General features: G+C 72.3%; 19 protein-coding genes and 1 pseudogene. 8 read left to right on the top strand and 12 right to left on the bottom strand.

What is annotated here, in order from left to right:
* The first annotated feature begins 393 nt into the window (after positions 1–393).
* Genes egtA through egtD form a run of 4 tightly spaced genes read left to right on the top strand, consistent with a single transcriptional unit; the run spans position 394 to position 4,737 of the window.
* A complete protein-coding gene (gene egtA / locus IF28_RS0129385) occupies positions 394–1,710 on the top strand; it encodes an ergothioneine biosynthesis glutamate--cysteine ligase EgtA (protein ID WP_030226425.1) in 1,317 nt (438 codons plus the stop codon).
* Positions 1,707–3,023 carry an ergothioneine biosynthesis protein EgtB gene (gene egtB, locus IF28_RS0129380; RefSeq protein ID WP_030226423.1) on the top strand — a complete coding sequence of 439 codons (1,317 nt, stop codon included), beginning with the start codon at positions 1,707–1,709 and terminating at the stop codon, positions 3,021–3,023. The genes egtA and egtB overlap by 4 nt, the downstream gene beginning before the upstream one ends.
* Complete coding sequence (gene egtC / locus IF28_RS0129375) at positions 3,023–3,778, top strand: ergothioneine biosynthesis protein EgtC (RefSeq protein WP_030226421.1); 756 nt, start codon at positions 3,023–3,025, stop codon at positions 3,776–3,778. The genes egtB and egtC overlap by 1 nt, the downstream gene beginning before the upstream one ends.
* On the top strand, positions 3,775–4,737 hold the full coding sequence (gene egtD, locus IF28_RS0129370) for an L-histidine N(alpha)-methyltransferase (RefSeq protein ID WP_030226419.1): 963 nt from the start codon (positions 3,775–3,777) through the stop codon (positions 4,735–4,737). Before egtC ends, egtD begins: the two co-directional genes overlap by 4 nt.
* An 18-nt stretch (positions 4,738–4,755) precedes the next feature.
* Here the strand turns inward: egtD and IF28_RS0129365 are convergent, their stop codons facing one another.
* Positions 4,756–6,006, bottom strand: coding sequence for an extracellular solute-binding protein (locus IF28_RS0129365; protein WP_030226417.1), 1,251 nt, complete (start codon positions 6,004–6,006; stop codon positions 4,756–4,758).
* A gap of 185 nt (positions 6,007–6,191) precedes the next feature.
* On the opposite strand from IF28_RS0129365, the gene IF28_RS0129360 reads away from it, so the two are divergent.
* Positions 6,192–6,407: a dodecin gene (locus tag IF28_RS0129360; RefSeq protein WP_030226415.1), complete on the top strand. Its 216-nt coding sequence runs from the start codon at positions 6,192–6,194 to the stop codon at positions 6,405–6,407.
* On the opposite strand, the gene IF28_RS0129355 is transcribed toward IF28_RS0129360, so the two are convergent.
* The 7 genes from IF28_RS0129355 to IF28_RS0129325 all read right to left on the bottom strand — a co-directional run bounded on the left by IF28_RS0129355 (position 6,408) and on the right by IF28_RS0129325 (position 13,300).
* A complete protein-coding gene (locus IF28_RS0129355; RefSeq protein ID WP_030226414.1) occupies positions 6,408–6,902 on the bottom strand; it encodes a nucleotidase in 495 nt (164 codons plus the stop codon).
* Between the two features lie 116 nt (positions 6,903–7,018).
* Positions 7,019–8,044 carry a DUF2382 domain-containing protein gene (locus IF28_RS0129350; RefSeq protein ID WP_030226413.1) on the bottom strand — a complete coding sequence of 342 codons (1,026 nt, stop codon included), beginning with the start codon at positions 8,042–8,044 and terminating at the stop codon, positions 7,019–7,021.
* A 118-nt stretch (positions 8,045–8,162) separates the two neighbouring features.
* Positions 8,163–8,948, bottom strand: coding sequence for a lysophospholipid acyltransferase family protein (locus IF28_RS0129345; protein WP_030226412.1), 786 nt, complete (start codon positions 8,946–8,948; stop codon positions 8,163–8,165).
* Positions 8,948–9,721, bottom strand: a complete 774-nt coding sequence (locus IF28_RS0129340; protein ID WP_030226411.1) for a GNAT family N-acetyltransferase — start codon at positions 9,719–9,721, stop codon at positions 8,948–8,950. Before IF28_RS0129340 ends, IF28_RS0129345 begins: the two co-directional genes overlap by 1 nt.
* A gap of 209 nt (positions 9,722–9,930) precedes the next feature.
* Positions 9,931–10,680, bottom strand: coding sequence for a succinate dehydrogenase/fumarate reductase iron-sulfur subunit (locus IF28_RS0129335; RefSeq protein ID WP_030226410.1), 750 nt, complete (start codon positions 10,678–10,680; stop codon positions 9,931–9,933).
* A complete protein-coding gene (locus tag IF28_RS0129330; protein WP_030226408.1) occupies positions 10,677–12,626 on the bottom strand; it encodes a fumarate reductase/succinate dehydrogenase flavoprotein subunit in 1,950 nt (649 codons plus the stop codon). Before IF28_RS0129330 ends, IF28_RS0129335 begins: the two co-directional genes overlap by 4 nt.
* 2 nt (positions 12,627–12,628) lie before the next feature.
* Entirely contained in the window at positions 12,629–13,300 is a 672-nt protein-coding gene (locus IF28_RS0129325; protein ID WP_030226407.1) for a succinate dehydrogenase, read from the bottom strand.
* Between the two features lie 120 nt (positions 13,301–13,420).
* Between IF28_RS0129325 and IF28_RS0129320 the strand changes: the two genes are divergently transcribed.
* The gene (locus IF28_RS0129320) at positions 13,421–14,305 is read left to right on the top strand and encodes a LysR family transcriptional regulator (RefSeq protein WP_030226405.1); all 885 of its coding nucleotides are present in this window, start codon (positions 13,421–13,423) and stop codon (positions 14,303–14,305) included.
* A gap of 216 nt (positions 14,306–14,521) precedes the next feature.
* Here the strand turns inward: IF28_RS0129320 and IF28_RS0129315 are convergent, their stop codons facing one another.
* On the bottom strand, positions 14,522–14,983 hold the full coding sequence (locus tag IF28_RS0129315; RefSeq protein WP_030226404.1) for a universal stress protein: 462 nt from the start codon (positions 14,981–14,983) through the stop codon (positions 14,522–14,524).
* Between the two features lie 145 nt (positions 14,984–15,128).
* On the opposite strand from IF28_RS0129315, the gene IF28_RS0129310 reads away from it, so the two are divergent.
* The gene (locus IF28_RS0129310) at positions 15,129–15,974 is read left to right on the top strand and encodes a polysaccharide deacetylase family protein (protein ID WP_030226403.1); all 846 of its coding nucleotides are present in this window, start codon (positions 15,129–15,131) and stop codon (positions 15,972–15,974) included.
* A 33-nt stretch (positions 15,975–16,007) separates the two neighbouring features.
* Here IF28_RS0129310 and IF28_RS0129305 read toward each other — a convergent pair whose 3' ends face one another.
* On the bottom strand, positions 16,008–16,679 hold the full coding sequence (locus IF28_RS0129305; protein ID WP_030226402.1) for a class F sortase: 672 nt from the start codon (positions 16,677–16,679) through the stop codon (positions 16,008–16,010).
* 333 nt (positions 16,680–17,012) lie between these two features.
* On the opposite strand from IF28_RS0129305, the gene IF28_RS0129300 reads away from it, so the two are divergent.
* Entirely contained in the window at positions 17,013–17,510 is a 498-nt protein-coding gene (locus IF28_RS0129300; RefSeq protein WP_030226400.1) for a hypothetical protein, read from the top strand.
* 101 nt (positions 17,511–17,611) lie between these two features.
* Here the strand turns inward: IF28_RS0129300 and IF28_RS0129295 are convergent, their stop codons facing one another.
* Positions 17,612–18,376: a DUF4239 domain-containing protein gene (locus tag IF28_RS0129295; RefSeq protein WP_078621518.1), complete on the bottom strand. Its 765-nt coding sequence runs from the start codon at positions 18,374–18,376 to the stop codon at positions 17,612–17,614.
* A 35-nt stretch (positions 18,377–18,411) separates the two neighbouring features.
* Positions 18,412–18,697, bottom strand: a pseudogene (locus IF28_RS40020) (hypothetical protein); the annotation flags it as partial.

The following is an 18,697-nucleotide window of genomic DNA, read 5'->3' as shown; positions in this document are numbered from 1 at the left end:
ACGGACACCTCGTGACCGCCGGGTGCACGGCGGGTGCCCGCCGCCACGATCCGCTCGGTCTCCCGGGCGACACCACGCGGGCGCGCGCTCAGGGCGACACCCCCGTGGCCGCCGTGAGCACACGCCCCGTGATCTCCCTCGTCGTGCTCATGCACGCATCCTGAGCGATGCTGGTGACGCGGCGCAACGGAGTTTCCGCCTCCGGGGAAGGCCCGGGAAACGGGCGGAAAACCGCCGGGAACAGGCCGGACGAAGGGATTACCGACCCGGAACGCCCCGCCAGGCGCCCTTGTGCAGGGCGACGCGAAGGTTTTGGCTGGACGAGTTGGTGCCGGGCCGGGCCGAGGTGGCTCCGGGCCGGCGACATGGTGGAATCTCAGGAGGATCCCGACTATGTCCGATTCGGCAGGCGGCTGTATCGAGCCGCGTACCGCTGTCACAGAAGCCGAGGTGGAGGCCCTGGCACGGGGTATCTGCTTCAAGACCGGACCGCCGCGCCGCCTCGGCGTCGAGGTGGAATGGCTCGTCCACGAGCTGCGGGATCCGCGGCTCCCCGTATCACCCGAACGTCTCGAAGCGGCCTACGCCGCACTGCGGACCGTGACCCTGAGGTCGGCGCTCACCGTCGAGCCCGGCGGCCAGCTGGAGCTGAGCTCGCCGCCCGCCGCCTCCCTGATGGAATGCGTCCGTACCGTCTCCGCCGATCTGGACGCCGTCCGCGCGGTCCTGCGCGAGGACGGGCTGGTCCTCGCCGGCCTCGGCCACGACCCCTGGCACACCCCCCGCCGGTTCTTGAGACAGCCGCGCTACGACGCCATGGAGGCCTGTCTCGACCGCACCGGCCCCGCCGGCCGGGCCATGATGCGCGCCTCCGCCTCCGTGCAGGTGTGCGTGGACGCCGGGTACGAGGAGCCCGGCCCGCTCGGCCATGTACGGCGCTGGTGGCTGGCGCACCACCTGGGCGCGGTCCTGGTCGCCGTGTTCGCCAACTCCCCCGTCGCCGGTGGCCGGCCGACCGGCTGGCTGTCCACCCGGCAGCTGCGCTGGACGCAGATCGGCCCCGGCCGGGCCGGCGGCCCGGTGCTGGACGCCGACCCGCGCGGCGCCTGGGCGCGGCACGTCCTGGACTCGCCCGTGATGTGCGTACGGCAGGACGCCGGGCCCTGGCAGGTGCCGGACGGGCTCACCTTCCGGGAGTGGATCAGGTCCGGGGCGCCGAGGCCGCCGACCCGGGACGACTTCGACTATCACGCGACGACCCTGTTCCCGCCGGTCCGGCCGCGCGGTCATCTGGAGCTGCGCATGATCGACGCGCAGCCGGGTGACGACGGCTGGATCGTGCCGCTGGCCGTGGTCGCGGCGCTGTTCGACGATCCGCAGGCCGCCGAGACCGCCTACCGGGCGGTGAAGCCGCTGGCCGAGCGGGCGCACGGCCGCCCCGCGCCGCACAATCCCCTGTACGAGGACGCGGCCCGCGTCGGCCTCGCCGATCCGGAGCTGCGCGAGGTGGCCGCCGTCTGCTTCGCGGCGGCACTGGACGCCCTGCCACGGCTGGGCGCCGACGACGGGGTGACCGGGGCGGTCGCCGCCTACCGGGACCGTCATGTCGCGCGGGGCCGCTGCCCGGCCGACGACACGCTCGACCGGCTGCGCGCCACGGCCGCCGCCGCCCGCACCACGCACCCGCACGGGAAGGACACCCCCTCATGACCGACCCCGCCCTCGACGCCGAAGTCCTGCGCGAGCGCGCGGTCGCCTCGCTGATCACCGCGCGGGAGCGCACCACGCTGTTGACCGACTGCGTGGAGGGGCCCGATCTGACCGCGCAGCACTCGCCGTTGATGTCTCCGCTGGTGTGGGACCTCGCCCATATCGGCAATCAGGAGGAGCAGTGGCTGCTGCGGGCCGTGGCCGGGCAGGAGGCGATACGGCCCGAGATCGACACCCTGTACGACGCCTTCGAGCATCCGCGTGCGGAACGTCCGAGTCTGCCGCTGCTGCCGCCGCGGGAGGCCCGCCGGTACGCGGCCGATGTGCGCGGCCGGGCGCTGGACGTGCTGGAGGGGACCGCGTTCGGCGGGACGCGGCTGACGGAGGCGGGTTTCGCCTTCGGGATGATCGCCCAGCACGAGCAGCAGCACGACGAGACCATGCTCATCACCCACCAGCTCCGCAAGGGCCCGCGGGTGCTGACCGCACCGGACCCGGAGCCGGTGCCGCTGTTCACCGGCCCGGCCGAAGTCCTGGTTCCGGGCGGCCCGTTCACCATGGGCACCTCCAGCGAGCCGTGGGCACTCGACAACGAACGGCCCGCGCACCGGCGCGAGGTGGCCTCCTTCCACATCGACACCACGCCGGTGACGAACGGCGCGTACCAGGCCTTCATCGAGGACGGCGGCTACGACGATCCGCGCTGGTGGACGCCGGACGGCTGGGCTCATGTCCGCCGCAACCAGCTCACCGCTCCGCTGTTCTGGCGCCGGGACGGCCGGCAGTGGCTGCGGCGCCGCTTCGGGGTGACCGAGGTGGTGCCGCCGCACGAACCGGTCCTGCACGTGTGCTGGTACGAGGCCGACGCCTACGCCCGCTGGGCCGGGCGGCGGCTGCCGACCGAGACGGAATGGGAGAAGGCCGCCCGCCACGACCCGGCCGGCGACCGCACCATGCGCTACCCCTGGGGCGACGCCGACCCCACCCCCGAACACGCCAACCTCGGCCAGCGCCATCTGCGCCCCGCACCCGCCGGCAGCTACCCGGCCGGTGAGTCACCGCTCGGCGTACGGCAGCTGATCGGCGACGTGTGGGAATGGACGTCCAGCGACTTCACCCCCTACCCCGGCTTCAAAGCCTTCCCGTACAAGGAGTACTCGGAAGTATTCTTCGGGCCCGAGCACAAAGTGCTGCGCGGTGGCTCGTTCGCCGTGGACGCGGTCGCCTGCCGGGGCACGTTCCGCAACTGGGACCTGCCCATCCGCCGCCAGATCTTCTCCGGATTCCGCACCGCCCGCTCGGAGAACGTCTGATGTGCCGCCATATCGCGTACGTGGGACCCAAGGAGACGCTGGGCGAGCTGCTGGTGAAGCCCGCACACGGTCTGTACCGGCAGTCCTGGGCGCCCCGTCACCAGCGCTACGGCACGGTCAACGCGGACGGCTTCGGCATCGGCTGGTACGCGGACGGCGATCCGGTGCCGGGCCGCTACCGGCGCTCCGGGCCCATCTGGGCGGACCTGTCCTTCGCCGACCTCGCCCGCGTCGTACGCACCCGGGCGCTGCTGGCCGCCGTACGGGACGCCACGCTCTCCGGCGCCGACGCTGAAGCCGCGGCAGCACCCTTCGCCGCGGGGACCTGGCTGTTCAGCCACAACGGGGCGGTCCCCGGCTGGCCGGGGTCGCTCGCGCCGCTGGTGTCGTCCCTGTCCGCCGCGGACGTGCTGTCGCTCGAGGCGCGCAACGACTCCGCGTTCGTGTGGGCCCTGGTCCTGGCCCGGCTGCGGGCGGGTGACACGGAGGGACAGGCCATGGCCGACACCGTCCTGGAGGTCGCCGCCGCGGCCCCGGCCGCCCGGCTCAACCTGCTGCTCACCAACGGCGACACCATCACCGCGACCGCGTGGGGCGACACCCTGTGGTACCTCACCCGGGCCGGCGGCGGCACCGTCGTGGCCTCCGAGCCCTACGACGACGACCCCCACTGGCAGCAGGTCCCCGACCGCACCCTCCTCGCGGCGAACCCCACGGACGTCCTGCTGACCCCGCTCAAGGAGCCCCTCACGTGAGTCCGTTCCATCTCACCCGCACCCTGCCCGAGGACACCACGGACGCCGCCCTGCGCTGCGACGTCCAGGAGGGCCTGACCGGCAGCCCGAAGACGCTGCCGCCGAAGTGGTTCTACGACGCGCGCGGCAGCGAGCTGTTCGAGGAGATCACCGCGCTGCCCGAGTACTACCCGACCCGTGCGGAGCGCGAGATCCTGCGCGCCCGCTCGGAGGAGATCGCCGACGCGTCCGGCGCCCGCACCCTGGTCGAACTGGGCTCCGGCTCCTCGGAGAAGACCCGCCATCTCATCGACGCGCTGACCGGGCTGCACACCTATGTCCCGGTCGACGTCAGCGAGAGCGCCCTCACCCTGGCCGGGGAGGCGCTCGTCGCCGAGCGGCCCGGGCTGGAAGTGCACGCGCTGATCGCCGACTTCACCGCCCGAATGACGCTGCCTCGGACGCCGGGACCGCGGCTGGTGGCGTTCCTCGGCGGCACCATCGGCAATCTCCTCCCCGCCGAACGTGCCGCGTTCCTCGCCGCCGTCCGCACCCTGCTCGCCCCGGGCGACGCCCTGCTGCTCGGCACCGACCTGGTGAAGGACGAGGAGGTTCTGGTCCGGGCGTACGACGACGCGGCCGGGGTGACGGCCGCGTTCAACAAGAACGTGCTGACCGTCGTCAACCGGGAGCTGGGCGCCGACTTCGATCCGGACGCGTTCCGTCATGTGGCGGTGTGGGACGCCGAGAACGAGTGGATCGAGATGCGGCTGCGCTCGCGTACCGCGCAGACGGTGAAGATCCCCGCCCTGGGACTCGCCGTGGACTTCGCGGCGGGCGAGGATCTGCGCACCGAGGTGTCGGCGAAGTTCCGCAAGGAGGGAGTGCGCGGGGAACTGTCGGCCGCGGAACTGGAGCTGACCCGGTGGTGGACGGACGGGGAGGGGCGGTTCGCACTGTCGCTGAGCGTCGCCCGCTGACGGGAGCGGCGCATCGCCCTAGTCGAAGGCCAGGGCTTCGGTGATGCGCCGTGCGGCGCGTTCGGCCTCGGTGGCCGGGTCGGAGCCGGTGAGCACCTTGGTCATGTACTCCTTGATCGGGTTGTCCGCCTCGACCTCGCTCCACTGGGGTGTGATGGGGGTCGCCCGGCCCTGTGCGGCTCCGGCCGCCATGGCCGCGACCCCCTCCTCCCCCGCCACCGACTCGGCGAGCCCGGCCTTGTTGGGGACGTAGTTCATGGTGCGGGCCAGCTCGGTGTTCCACTGGGCGCCGGTCAGGGCGGCGACGACCTCGACGGCGCCCTCCCGGGCGTCGGTCTTGGCGGGGATGACGAGGTCGGAGCCTCCGGTGAAGACGGCGCCCGGCTTGTCGGCGGTCCTGCCGGGCACCGGGAAGTAGCCCAACTCGCCTTTCAGGTCCGGGTTCTGCTTGAGGATGGCGCTCGCCAGTCCCGGTACGGCGACGACCTGCGCGACCTTGCCGTCGGCGAACACGCCCGCCTGCGGGGGGTGTTCCTCGTCGGCGTCGGCCGGTCCGTCGCCGAGCGCCTGGAGCCGCCGGTAGAAGTCCATGCCGCTCAGGGCCGCCGGGCTGTCGAGCGCCCCGCGCCAGACGCCGTCATGTTCCTTGGCGAGTTCACCGCCCTCCTCCCAGATGAAGCCGGCGAGGGTGTACCAGTCCTGGCCGGCGAGGTAGATGCCCTGGTTGCCGCCGGTGTCGAGCTCCTCGGTGAGGGTGAGCCACTCGTCGCGGGTCTTCGGCGGGGCGGTGATGCCGGCCTCGCGGAAGAGGTCCTTGCGGTAGATGACGACCCGGTTGGCCGCGTACCAGGGGATGCCGTACTGCTGGGAGCCCCACTGGCCGGGTTCGGCGAGGCCGGGCAGCCAGTCGTCGCGGCCCCAGTCCCGCATGGACTCCAGGGTGAGGTCGAGCAGTCCGTCGCCCTCCGCGTACGTGGCGACCTGGGTGTTGCCGACCTCGATGACGTCGGGGCCGTCCGCGTCGTTCGATTCCAGGGCCCCCTGCACCTTCTCGCCGATGCCGGTCCACTCCTGGATGCGGAGGTCGAGGTCGAGGTCGGGGTGCTCGCGCTCGAACTCCTCGGTGAAGCGGTCCAGATACTCCTGTGACGCGCTGTGCTGCATCAGCCACACGGTGACCGTGCTCCGTTCCGCGTCGCCGGGCATCAGGCCACAGCCGCTGAGCAGCGAGGCGGACACACAGACGAGGGCAAGCAGGGGGCGTCTCACGAGGGGTCCTGTTTCTGTCTGACGGACAGGGTGGGCCCGACGTGGGGGGCGAGCGGGGCTCGGGCGGGTGCTCCGTATCTTGGTATGGACCAATGAGTAGGTCAAGCGGTCAGGCGAACGGGGCCGACGCCTCGCGCCCGGCCGTGGCGTGGGGCACGGTGGAGTGACATGAGAGGAGCAGTCCTATGTCGAATCACACCTACCGGGTCACGGAGATCGTCGGTACCTCGCCGGACGGCGTCGACGAGGCCGTACGCAACGGCATCGCGCGCGCCTCGCAGACGCTGCGCAATCTCGACTGGTTCGAGGTGACCCAGGTGCGCGGGCAGATCGAGGACGGGCAGGTCGCGCACTGGCAGGTGGGGCTGAAGGTGGGCTTCCGCCTGGACGAGTCGGACTGATCAGGTCCGGCCCTCGCGCTCCTGCGCGTCCTTCAGGTCGCCACTGGGGGCGGCCCAACGGGCGTGGACGACGGTGAAGCCCGCCTTTCGGGCGTCCTGGCAGACCAGTTCGTCGTCGTCCACGAGGACGCGGATGTCGCGGGTGCGGGCGAGGCGGCGCAGCACCGCGAGTTTGGTGTGACGGGCGGGGCGGCGGTCCGCGTTACCGCGCATGTACAGGTCGCCTGCGGGCAGTTGCCGGGCTGCGAGCCAGTCGAGGGTGTCGCGGCGGCAGCGTTCGGGGCGGCCGGTGAGATAGACGATCTCGCACTCCTTCGCACTTTCGTGGACGAGTGCGATGCCTTCCGCGAGCGGGGGATCCTGGGGCGCGGCCGCGAAGAAGCCGTCCCAGTCCCGTGGCCGGCGCTCCAGAAAATGCTGCCGATGCGCGGTATCGGCAAGCGTGTTGTCAACGTCGAAAACAGCCAGAGCCGACGAACTCCCACTTCCCGTCATCCCCCGACCCTAACCGCCACCTCCGCGTTCCCGCGGGCGGGCGTGCCGCAGGGCGGCACGAGTGGGCGCGGCCGGCACCCCGTCGGTGCCGGCCGCGCGAGTGAGCGGGGGACGGGCTATTCGCGGCCCCGCTTGGGGATGTCGCGGCCGGGGCGGCGGCCGGGCTCCTCGTTCATCTCCGTCTCCGCCTCGATGCGCTCCTTGCGCACGCGTCCCCGCACCGTCTCCTCCGTGACCTTCTCCTCGGTGGTCATCCGCACCCGCTCGACCGGCACCGCCTCCGTCTCGACGACCGGCCGCTCCGCATGCAGCGTGACCTCGTGCTCGTCCTCCTTGAAGGCCGGGCCCGACATCGCGTCACCGCGGTTCGCGTCGGTGATCGGCTCACGCACCACGCGGACTTCCTCGTGGCGCACCGGCACGGTCTGCTGGACCTCCTCCGTGACCACGTACTTCCGCAGCCTGGCCCGTCCGGTCTCGTGCCGCTCGACGCCGACGCGCAGATGCTCCTCGGAGCGCGTCATGGCCTCGCCACCGCGCTTCGCGGCCCTGGCTTCGCTCCGTCGGCCGGCCGTGCCCGCGGAGCCGGCGGCACCGGCGGAACCCGCGGCGCCCGCCGTCGTCCCCGGCGCCCCCGTCCGGGAGGCGGTGTCGCCACGACGGCCGGCGATGCCCGCCGCGCCTGCGGCACCAGCCACACCGGCCGCACCCGCGGCCCCGGCGGCACCCGCCGTACCCGTACCACCCGTACCCGTGCCGGTGGTCGTGCCCGTGCCCGCACCGGGCGACCGGCCGCCATCGTCCGGATCCTTCAGCACGGAGCCCCAGTCGATGCCGTAGTACTCGTACAGACGATGCTCCTCGTCCATCGACAGATGACCGCCCGCGTCGATGTCGACACTGGGCGCGCCCTTGATCTTTTCCTTGGGATAGGGAACCTCGAGGTGATCCTGCACCAGGGCGGCGTCACGGATGGGGACGAACGACTCGCTCGAGCCGAACATGCCTGTCTTGACGGTCACCCACTCGGGGCGTCCACTGGCGTCGTCGAGGAAGACGTGCTTCGCGTCGCCGACCTTGTTCCCGTCCCCGTCGTACACCGGGTGGTCCAGCAGGATCGAGATGTCTTCGCGGGTGATCATCTTCCATCACCCTCCTTTCGAAGGTCGCCTCTGACGGGTTCTCCGGAAACTCTGCCGAAAACGGCATGAAAGCGACAAAAAGTACTTAATTTTCCACAGCGCTCACCCGTGGCCACCGTCACGCGTGCCCCGCCGGCACCTCCGGCTGCGCCGCGCGCGCCAGGGCGCGGCGGTCGTCGTGACGCCCCGCCGGAATGGGCTCCCGCACCTCGACCTCGGCGGTCACACCCCGCGCCGACGCCACGCGCCACAGCGAGGCGAGCAGCGTGTCGTCGCCGACGAAGGCCGGCGTGGTGGCCGGGGTGCCGCGCACACCGCGGTAGCGGATCCGGACCGGCTGCACCGGGACCCCGGCGTCCAGCGCCGCCTGGAACACCGCCCGGCGGAAGTGTCCCCGGGCCCTTCCGCACCAGGTGCTGCCCTCCGGGAACGCCGCGACCGCCGCGCCGTCGCGCAGGACCGTGGTGAGCGCGGCGACCGTCTCCGGCAGGGCACGCAGCCGGTCACGGTCGATGAACAGCACACCGCCGCGCGCGGCCAGCGCCCCCGCCACGGGCCAGCGCCGCACCTCGGCCTTGGCCAGCATCCGGGCCGGGCGGACGGCCGCCAGCAGCGGAACGTCCAGCCAGGAGATGTGGTTGGCGACGAGCAGCAGTCCGCCCGTGGGCGGCGCGGCCCCGGCGATCCGGACCCTGACCCCGGCGGCCCGCACGATCCACCGGCACCACCGGCGCACCACGCCCGCCGGGACGCGCCGCCCGAGCGGGAGCAGCGCGATCCCGGCGAGCATCAGCAGCCCGACGGCCGACAGCCGCAGCACCGCCAGCGGTACGGCGGCCGCGCGCTCCGTCGGTTCCACGCAGCCGCGCGGGGTGCAGGGCGCCCCCGGCAGCCAGACGCTCATCAGGCGGGGACGAGGGAGAGGAAGTGCCGCAGATAGCGGGGGTCGACCCGGTTCATCGGCAGCAGCACATAGAGGTCGGCGACGCCGAAGTCGGCGTCGTGCGCGGGCTCCCCGCACACCCAGGCGCCGAGCCTGAGGTAGCCGCGCAGCAGGGCGGGCAGATCCGCGGGGGCGGCGGCGGGGCCGGAGGCCTTCGGCTGCCAGGGCAGCAGCGGCCGTACCCGGTACTCCTCGGGCGCGAGGTGCTTCGCCCTCACCCGGTCCCAGGTGGCGGAGGCGAGCGTGCCGCCGTCGGCGAGCGGGATGGAGCAGCAGCCCGCCAGCCAGGCGTGGCCGCGGTCGGTCATGTAGCGGGCGATGCCGGCCCAGATGAGCCCGATGACCGCCCCGTCCCGGTGGCCGGGGTGCACACAGCTGCGGCCGACCTCGACGAGGGAGGGCCGTATCGCGTCCAGCCCGGAGAGGTCGAACTCCCCCTCCGCGTACAGCCGTCCGGCGATGCCGGCGCGCTCGGGCGGCAGCAGCCGGTAGGTGCCGACGACCTGCCCGCTCGTCTCCTCCCGTACGAGCAGGTGGTCGCAGTAGGCGTCGAAGGGGTCGGCGTCGAGCCCCGGCTGCGGGGTGGACAGCAGGGCGCCCATCTCCCCCGCGAAGACGTCGTACCGCAGCCGCTGCGCGGCCCGTACGTCCTCCTCGTCGCGGGCGAGGGTGACGGTGTAGCGGGAGGGTGCGGTGGGCTTCGGGGGGTGGTCTGCGGTCAGCACGCCGGTCATGGCTCTCTCCTGATCACGCGCCGGAGCGGGTGGGGACACCCCTGTTCTCCCGGCCGGGGTTGGCGTGTACGTGACCGGCGCCGGGAGCAGGGATGTGGAGCAGCTGAACCCCGGGAACGCGAGCGAAACGGGGCCGGGGGAGCACCACCCCGACCCCGCCCGTCCGCACGTGACGGCGAACGTTCACTGAAGCGCCCCTCCAGGGGCGACTACCGCTTGCTCACCTTGCGGGTGGCCCGCAACCACTCCTTGTTCATCCCGGTGATGGAAGTCAGGGGAATGCCCTTCGGGCAGGCGGTCGCACACTCGCCGGCGAGCGTGCACCCTCCGAACCCCTCCTCATCCATCTGCGCCACCATGTCCAGCACCCTGGTCTCGCGCTCGGGCGCCCCCTGAGGCAGCACATTGAGGTGGTTGACCTTCGCGGAGGTGAACAGCATCGCCGCCCCGTTGGGGCACGCCGCCACACACGCCCCGCACCCGATGCACTCCGCGTGCTCGAACGCCAGATCCGCGTCCGGCTTCGGCACCGGCGCCGCGTGCGCCTCCGGCGCGGAGCCGGTCGGCGCCGTGATGTACCCGCCGGCCTGGATGATGCGGTCGAAGGCGGACCGGTCGACCACCAGGTCCTTCACCACCGGGAAGGCGGACGCCCGCCACGGTTCGACGTCGATGGTGTCGCCGTCCTCGAAGGACCGCATGTGCAGCTGGCAGGTGGTGGTGCGTTCGGGGCCGTGGGCGTCGCCGTTGATGACGAGCGAGCAGGCGCCGCAGATGCCCTCGCGGCAGTCGTGGTCGAAGGCGACCGGGTCCTCGCCCTTGAGGATGAGCTCCTCGTTGAGGGTGTCGAGCATCTCCAGGAAGGACATGTCGGGCGAGATGCCGTCCACCTGGTACGTGGACATGGCACCGTCGGCGCCGGCGTTCTTCTGCCGCCAGACGCGCAGGTTGAGCTTCATGCGTAGCTCCGCTGGGTGGGGTGGACGTACTCGAAGACCAGGTCTTCCCTGTGCAGGGACGGCGCCTCGCCGGTGCCGGTGAACTCCCAGGCGGCGGCGTAGGAGAACTCCTCGTCACGTCGCTCGGCCTCGCCGTCGGGGGTCTGGGACTCCTCGCGGAAGTGGCCGCCGCAGGACTCGGCGCGGTGCAGTGCGTCGAGGCACATGAGCTCGGCGAGTTCCAGGTAGTCGACGACGCGGTTGGCCTTCTCCAGGGACTGGTTGAACTCCTCGCCGGTGCCGGGGACCTTGATGCGCCGCCAGAACTCCTCGCGGATCTGCGGGATGCGGCTCAGGGCCTTGCGCAGTCCGGTGTCGGTGCGGGCCATGCCGCAGAACTCCCACATGAGTTCGCCGACTTCGCGGTGGAAGGAGTCGGGGGTGCGGTCGCCGTCGACGGCCAGCAGCAGGTTGAGCCGGTCCTGGGTCTCGGCCAGCACCTCCTGCACCACCGGGTGTTCGTCGGTGATCTCGTCCTGGTGCGGGTTGCGGGCCAGGTAGTCGTTGACGGTCGCCGGGAGGACGAAGTAGCCGTCGGCGAGGCCCTGCATCAGGGCGGAGGCGCCGAGCCGGTTGGCTCCGTGGTCGGAGAAGTTGGCCTCGCCGATGGCGAACAGGCCGGGGATCGTGGTCTGGAGGTCGTAGTCGACCCACAGGCCGCCCATCGTGTAGTGCACGGCGGGGTAGATCCGCATCGGCACCCGGTACGGATCCTCGTCGGTGATCCGCTGGTACATGTCGAAGAGGTTGCCGTACCTGGCCTCGACGGCCTTGCGCCCCATGCGCTCGATGGCGTCGGCGAAGTCGAGGTAGACGCCCTGGCCGCCGGGGCCCACCCCCCTGCCCTCGTCGCAGACGTTCTTGGCGGCGCGGGAGGCGATGTCGCGGGGCACCAGGTTGCCGAAGGAGGGATAGATGCGTTCCAGGTAGTAGTCGCGCTCGTCCTCGGGGATGCTGCTCGCCGGCCGGTCGTCGCCCTTGGCCTTCGGGACCCAGATCCGCCCGTCGTTGCGCAGCGACTCGCTCATCAGCGTCAGCTTGGACTGGTGGTCGCCGGTACGCGGGATGCAGGTGGGGTGGATCTGGGTGAAGCACGGGTTGGCGAAGTAGGCGCCGCGCCGGTGTGCCCGCCAGATCGCGGTGGCGTTGGAGTTCATGGCGTTCGTCGACAGATAGAAGACGTTGCCGTAGCCGCCGCTGGCGAGGACGACGGCGTCCGCGAAGTAGGTGTCGGTCTTCCCGGTGATCAGGTCCCGGGCGACGATGCCGCGGGCCCGCCCGTCGACGACGATCAGGTCGAGCATCTCGGTGCGCGCGTGCATCTCGATGTTGCCGGCCGCGATCTGCCGGCTGAGCGCCTGATAGGCGCCCAAAAGGAGCTGCTGGCCGGTCTGGCCGCGCGCGTAGAAGGTGCGGGAGACCTGGACGCCGCCGAAGGAGCGGGTGTCGAGCAGTCCGCCGTACTCGCGGGCGAAGGGCACGCCCTGCGCCACGCACTGGTCGATGATCTCGACGGAGATCTGCGCGAGGCGGTGCACATTGGACTCGCGCGAGCGGAAGTCGCCGCCCTTGACGGTGTCGTAGAACAGCCGGTGGACGGAGTCGCCGTCGTTGCGGTAGTTCTTCGCCGCGTTGATGCCGCCCTGCGCGGCGATGGAGTGGGCGCGGCGTGGGGAGTCCTGGTAGCAGAACTGGACGACGCGGTAGCCCTGTTCGGCGAGCGTGGCGCCGGCGGAGCCGCCCGCGAGGCCGGTGCCGACGACGATGACGGTCTTGCCGCGCCGGTTGGCGGGGTTGACCAGCTTGGCCTCGAAACGGCGCGTGTCCCAGCGCTCGTTGACGGGGCCGGCGGGGGCCTTGGTGTCGGCGACCGGTTCGCCGGCCGTGTAGTCGGTGTAGGAAGTCATGGTCAGCTCACCACTCCGGTCATGACGCCCACGGGTACGGCGAGGAAGCCGGCCGTGAGCAGCAGCGCGAGGGCATTGGCGGTCGTCTTGAGGGCGCGGTCGCGGGTGCGGCTGCCGACGCCGAGGGTCTGGGCGGCGCTCCAGAAGCCGTGCCGGATGTGCAGTCCGACGGCGAGCATCGCGACGATGTAGATGGTGTTGCCGTACCAGGTGGAGAAGGTGTCCACGACGTTCTGGTAGGGCTTGCCGCTCTCGAAGCCGCCGGAGTGCACGGTGCCGGTGGTCAGGTCGAGGAGGTGCCACACGATGAACAGGGCGAGGATGATGCCGCCCCAGCGCATGGTGCGCGTGGCGTAGCTCGCCCGCGCCTTCTTGTGCACGTACTTGTCCGGGCGCGCCCTGATGTCGCGGCGGCTGAGCTGGTACGCGGAGACGGCGTGGGCGATCACTGCGGCGACCAGGACGACCCGGATGATCCACAGCGTCCACTCGTAGTGCATGAACGGCTCGCCGACGGTACGCAGCCAGTGCGCGTAGTGGTTGAACTCGCCCGCCCCGAAGAAGATCTTCAGGTTCCCGATCATGTGGACGACCAGGTACAGCAGCATGACGATGCCGCTGACCGCCATCACTGTCTTCTTGCCGACGGTCGAGTCCCACACGGTGCGTGCCATGGACGGCCGTCGGCCCGTCCGCGTTGCCAGAGCCATGTCACCAGACGCTAGGGCCGAAGGGCCCCATCGGTCCAAGACATGGTGCGGCTCGATTCGATAGGGCCTGCCTATGATGGCTTCATGCAGTTCCAGCAGCTCCAGTACTTCGTGGCGGTCGCCGAGACCCGGCACTTCACCCACGCCGCGGAACTCGTCCATGTCGCCCAGCCGTCGCTGTCGCAGCAGATCAAGGCGCTGGAGCGGGACCTGGGGGCCGATCTGTTCCGGCGGGCGCGCGGGAACATCACACTGACCGACGCGGGTGAGGCGCTGCTGCCGCTGGCCCGGCGGATCCTGGCCGACGCGGACACCGCGCGGCACGAGGTGCAGGAGGTCGTCCAGTTGCGCGGCGGGCGGGTGCGGCTGGGCGCCACGCCGAGCCTGTGCACCGGTCTGCTGCCGGATGTGCTGCGCGCCTTCCACGACCGGTATCCGGGTGTCCGGCTGCTGATCGAGGAGGGCGGCTCGCACGATCTGGTGCGGGAGCTGGCGCGCGGGGCGCTGGATCTGGCGCTGGTGGTGCTGCCGCTGCCGACGCCGTCCCCGGCGCTCACCACGGTGGAGCTGCTGCGCGAGGACCTGGTGGTGGTGTCGTCCCCGGACGCCCCCACGCCCGGGCGGGGCCGGCGCACCGTGCGCATCGCCGATCTGGAGGGCGAACGCCTGGTGATGTTCCGGCACGGCTACGACCTGCGCGAGCTGACGGTGGCGGCGTGCCGGGCGGAGGGCTTCGAGCCCGAATTCGCGGTGGAGGGCGGCGAGATGGACGCGGTGCTGGGTTTCGTACGGGCCGGGCTCGGGGTGGCGGTGGTGCCGCGGATGGTGGCCGCCCGCTCCGCCCACGGACTGCGCGTCACCCCGCTGTCCCGTCCGGGTCTGCACCGCGCCATCGCCCTGGCCCACCGCAGCGACGTGGCCCCGCCTCGCGCGGCCCGCGAACTGCAGCGGATGCTGCTGGAGCGGTGAGCCGCCGGACGCCGGGCCGGCGGTCCTGCCCGAAGCCGTGCCCGCGCGGCGGCTCCCCGACCCGCCCGACGGCCGCTTCGCGGGCGCTCATGGCGTCCCGGGCAACCTGAAGCGCAGGTACGAGCCGCTCCCCCGGTCCCCCGACCGCCATCGGTGCAGTGGATCCGCGCGTCCCGGTCACGCCCGGCCAAGCCGGCAGGGCTCGGCCGGACAGGCCTACGGCACCACCGTGACCGGCCAGCGGCCCGCCTTCACCAGGCGGACCGCCACCGAGCCGATGAAGCGGTGGCCCGCCTGCTCGGAGACGCCCACGACGACCGCGTCCGCCTTGAGGTCGTCGGCCGCCTTCACCAGGCCGTTGTAGGGGTCACCACGGAAGGTGTGAAACTCCCAGCGGAAGTCGAAGACGCCCTTGATCCGCTCCATCGCGTCCCTGACCTGCGCCACCAGGTCCTCGGCTATCTCCTCGGTGGTATCGGCGACCGGCGCGCCGAGCGCCGCTCCCGCGGCCAGCACCGGCTGCACGTACACGAGGGCGAGCAGCGCCCCCTGGCGGCGGGCCAAGCCGGCGGCGTACGCGGCCGCGCGCATCGAGGAGTCGGAGCCGTCCACGCCGGCCACGATCACCTTCGGGCCGTCCGTGCCCCGTTCGAACCGGTGGGACTGCTGTTCCGTCACGGCAGTGAGGTTATCGGAGTACGGGGGTCCGGCTTTCACCCACCCGCGGCGGTCCGGCGCCCGCACTGCGCCGATCGAATGAAACCGTGCCGCCGCACCGGTGCCGCTGAGGTGCGTCGGCCCCTCGTCGGGCGACTGATGAGTCATGCAGAAGGATCTCTTCCTCACCCGGCGCCGGGCGCTCCTCGCCGGGGCCGTCTCCCTGGGCGCGGCCGGGGTGGCCGCGGCGTTCGCGCCGGGCGCCGGGAACCGTGCCGCGCCGGCCCCGCCCCCGCCGGCCGCCGGCGCCCGGGCGGCCCGCCGCCCGCTCAGGCCCTCCGAGTACCGCCTGCGGCCCCTGACCGGCTACGGCCCGCCGCCGCACGCCCCGCGCGGCGGGACGCCCGTACGGCACGAACCGCTGCTGCGGGTGCCGGCGCACGGCCGCACCATGGTGCTGACCTTCGACGACGGCCCCGACCCCCGCTACACCCCGCAGATCCTCGACACCCTGGCCCGCTACGAGGTGCGGGCGATGTTCTTCGTGTGCGGGGAGATGGCGGCCTACAACCGGGACCTGCTGGCCCGGATGGCCGACGAGGGGCATGTGGTCGGCAACCACACCTGGAGCCACCCGCTGCTCACCCGGCTGCGGCGCTCCCGGATCCGCTCCGAGATGGAACGCACCAGCGACGTCGTCGAGCGGGCCTACGGCGAACGCCCCGAATGGTTCCGCGCACCCTACGGCGCATGGAACCGCGCCGCCTTCCAGCTCGGCGCCGAACTGGGCATGGAGCCCATGGCCTGGACGGTCGACACCCTCGACTGGACCACCCCCGGCACCCGCACGATCGTCGACCGGGTGGCGGAGGGCGCCGCCCCCGGCGTGGTGGTGCTCTCCCACGACGCCGGGGGCAACCGCTCGCAGAGCGTGCGGGCCCTGCGCTCCTATCTGCCCGAACTGCTGGACTCCGGCTATCACGTCACCGTGCCCCGCCGGCAGTACGTGTGAGCTGTCCTTCCGCCCGCCCGGGCGCGGGTCCGCTCAGCGGACCTCGGCCAGGCGGGCGAAGGCGACCACGTTGCCGTCGTAGCCGTTTTGCTGGGAGAAGCCGCCGCCGCAGGTGATGACCCGCAGTTCCGCGGTCCCCTTGGAGGCGTAGACCCGGTCGCCGGGGAAGTCGTTCTTCGCGAAGACCTCGATGCCGTAGACCTCGAACACGGCGGTCCTGCCGTCCTTGCGGAGGATCTCGACGCGGTTGCCCTTCTTGAGTGCCCCGAGCCCGTAGAACACGGCCGGTCCCTGCGCGTTGTCGACATGGCCGACGACGACCGACGTGCCCTTCTCGCCCGGTGAGACGGCGCCGGTGAACCAGCCGGCCAGGTTGGGGTCCTGCGGCGGCGGCGCGGCGACCCAGCCGTCCGCGTCCAGGCCCACCGGGATGACGGGCGCGTCCACCTGGATCGCCGGGATCGTCACCCGGTCCGGGACCGCGTACGGCAGCGGCCGCACCGCGTCGGCCGTGACACCGCCACCGGGCACCCGGGTGTCGGCGGCGGCCGCGCCGGCCGGCTGCGGCGGGCCCTCGTCGAATTCGCCCGAGCCGTTGCGGAGGAGCGCGAGGCCGGTGAGCATGACCAGCGCTATCACGCCCCAGGGGGCGCGCTTTTTCCGCCGTGCCTCCCATTCGGCTTCGTCCGGCTCGAAAGCAGACATTCGCCTTCCCCTCTCGACACGGCCGTCGCCGTACCACTCGCGCATGACGAAAACGCTAAAGGCCCCTCGCGCAACCGGCGACGGGGCGGCGGCGAACGGGTGGCCCCCGGCCCGCGGGTGCGCCATCCGGGGCGCGACCGGACGAAGATTTTCTGACGGTCCGTGACCTGCGGCGATATCCCTTCGCACGGTTTTCCGCACGGCGCGCCGCTCACCGGTACGGACCATTGCCGAAATGCGGGCCCGGGCACGGCATCTGAGGGTCTTTCCGGGAGGCGCTTTCTCGCCGATCTACCGGGAACGGGACCCGGGGCGTCTTCCGCGGAGGATCACATGCGCAAGTCACGTGCCCTGGCGGCCGCCGGCGCCGCGGTCGCCGTCCTCGGGATCGCCGCCCCGGTGGCGGTCGCGGACGGCGGCCGGGTTCCCAACCCGTCCAACATCGTCGCCCTGCCCAGCGTCATCGCCCGCGGCGGCCAACTGACCATCACGGTCGACGGCTGCCCCAACGGTGGCACCGCCACTTCCAACGCCTTCCCCCGGACGAACCTGACGCCGATCAGCGGCGCCAACGACACCTCGAAGGGCACCGCGACCATCGACGCGGAGGCCCGTCCCGGTCCCTACGACATCACGGTCCACTGCTCCGGCCGGAGCCTGACCCGGCCGGCCGCCTTCACCGTCATCGGCGGGGTGCGCGGCGGTATCGGCGGCAGCAGCACCAGCGGGGCGACCCCGACCGACATGGCCATCGGCGGGGCGCTGGTGACCGCCGCGGTCGTCGGCAGCGGCGTCTTCTGGATGCGCCGCCGCGCCGAGAAGCGGATCTGAAGCGCTGTCCCCTCCGGGCCGCCGTTCCGCACCCGTTCGTGAGCCGCTCGCCCCGGATCCCCCGGGATCCGGGGCGCGGCTCTGCCCGCGGCGGACGGCGCTCAGCCCCCGATGTGTGGGAAGAGCCGCAAGAACGGGTCCGCGGAGGCGGCGAGACCCCGGCTGTAGGGGGCGTCGAAGTCCCAGATGAGGAAGAGCAGGAAGGCGATCAGCGCGGAGAACATCCCGGCCAGGACCATCTCGCGGGCTGTACGCCGGATCTGCAGCGCGAAGATCATCCCGATGGTGATGACGGCCCCGGAGAGCAGCCCGAACCAGACCACGCCCGGCATGGTCTCCCCGGTCGACTCGGCGCGGGCGCTGCGCGCCTGGTCGGCGGCGGCCACCTGGTCCACGAGCGGCTGGTAGGCCTGCGCCTCGAAGTCCGTACGCGGCTCGTAGTCGGTGACGTCCCGGCGGACGCGGTCGAGGAGTTCGGTGCCGCGTTCGGTGACCTGCCCGTCGTCGGCCATGGCCCGCCACTCGGTGGTGACGACGTGTCCGACATAGGCGTTGACATCGTCCCGGATACGGTCACGGACCTCGACGGGGTACACACGGACCCGTTCCGAGACCTCGTGCAGTGCCACCGCCTCCGCCTGGACGGTCTCCTGGGCGGCGCTGCGTCCCTCCCAGACGCCCGCGATGGCGAGGCCCAGGACGATGGCGTACACCACGCCGATCCACATCGTCATGTACTCGATGACGTCCGGGGTCTCGCTGGGATCCTCGTCGTCGGCCGCCCTGCGGTGCCGTACGAGGGTGATGACCACCACCACGACACAGGCGGCGAGCATCGCGAGGGTGAGAACAAGCCATTCCGGCAAGAGGTGCCTCCAGAAGGGTCGGGTCGGTACGGGCGTCAGCGCGGCCGCAGCGCGGCGATCGCGACCACCGCGGGCATCGTGATGAGCAGGACGAAGGTGAGCGGTTTCGTGGCGCCGCCGGAAGGGTGCCGGACCGGAGCCGCGCGGTAGCGCGGGTAGTGCACCGGCGTCACGGACGGACGCGGCTTCGGGGTGGCCGACGGTTTCGGGGCCGGCGGCGGGGGCGGCACGGGTCGGGGGCGCGGCGGCGGGGTGGGCGTCGGCGCGGGCGGGGCGGGCGGCGCGGGACGGGCGGCCGGCGGGGGTGGGGGCGGTGGCGGG

Origin of the sequence: Streptomyces sp. NRRL WC-3626, assembly GCF_000718785.1 — a bacterium.
Lineage (GTDB): Bacteria > Actinomycetota > Actinomycetes > Streptomycetales > Streptomycetaceae > Streptomyces > Streptomyces edwardsiae.
The sequence above is the reverse complement of the archived record's forward strand: the minus strand, read 5'-3'. Positions and strand labels throughout refer to the sequence as shown.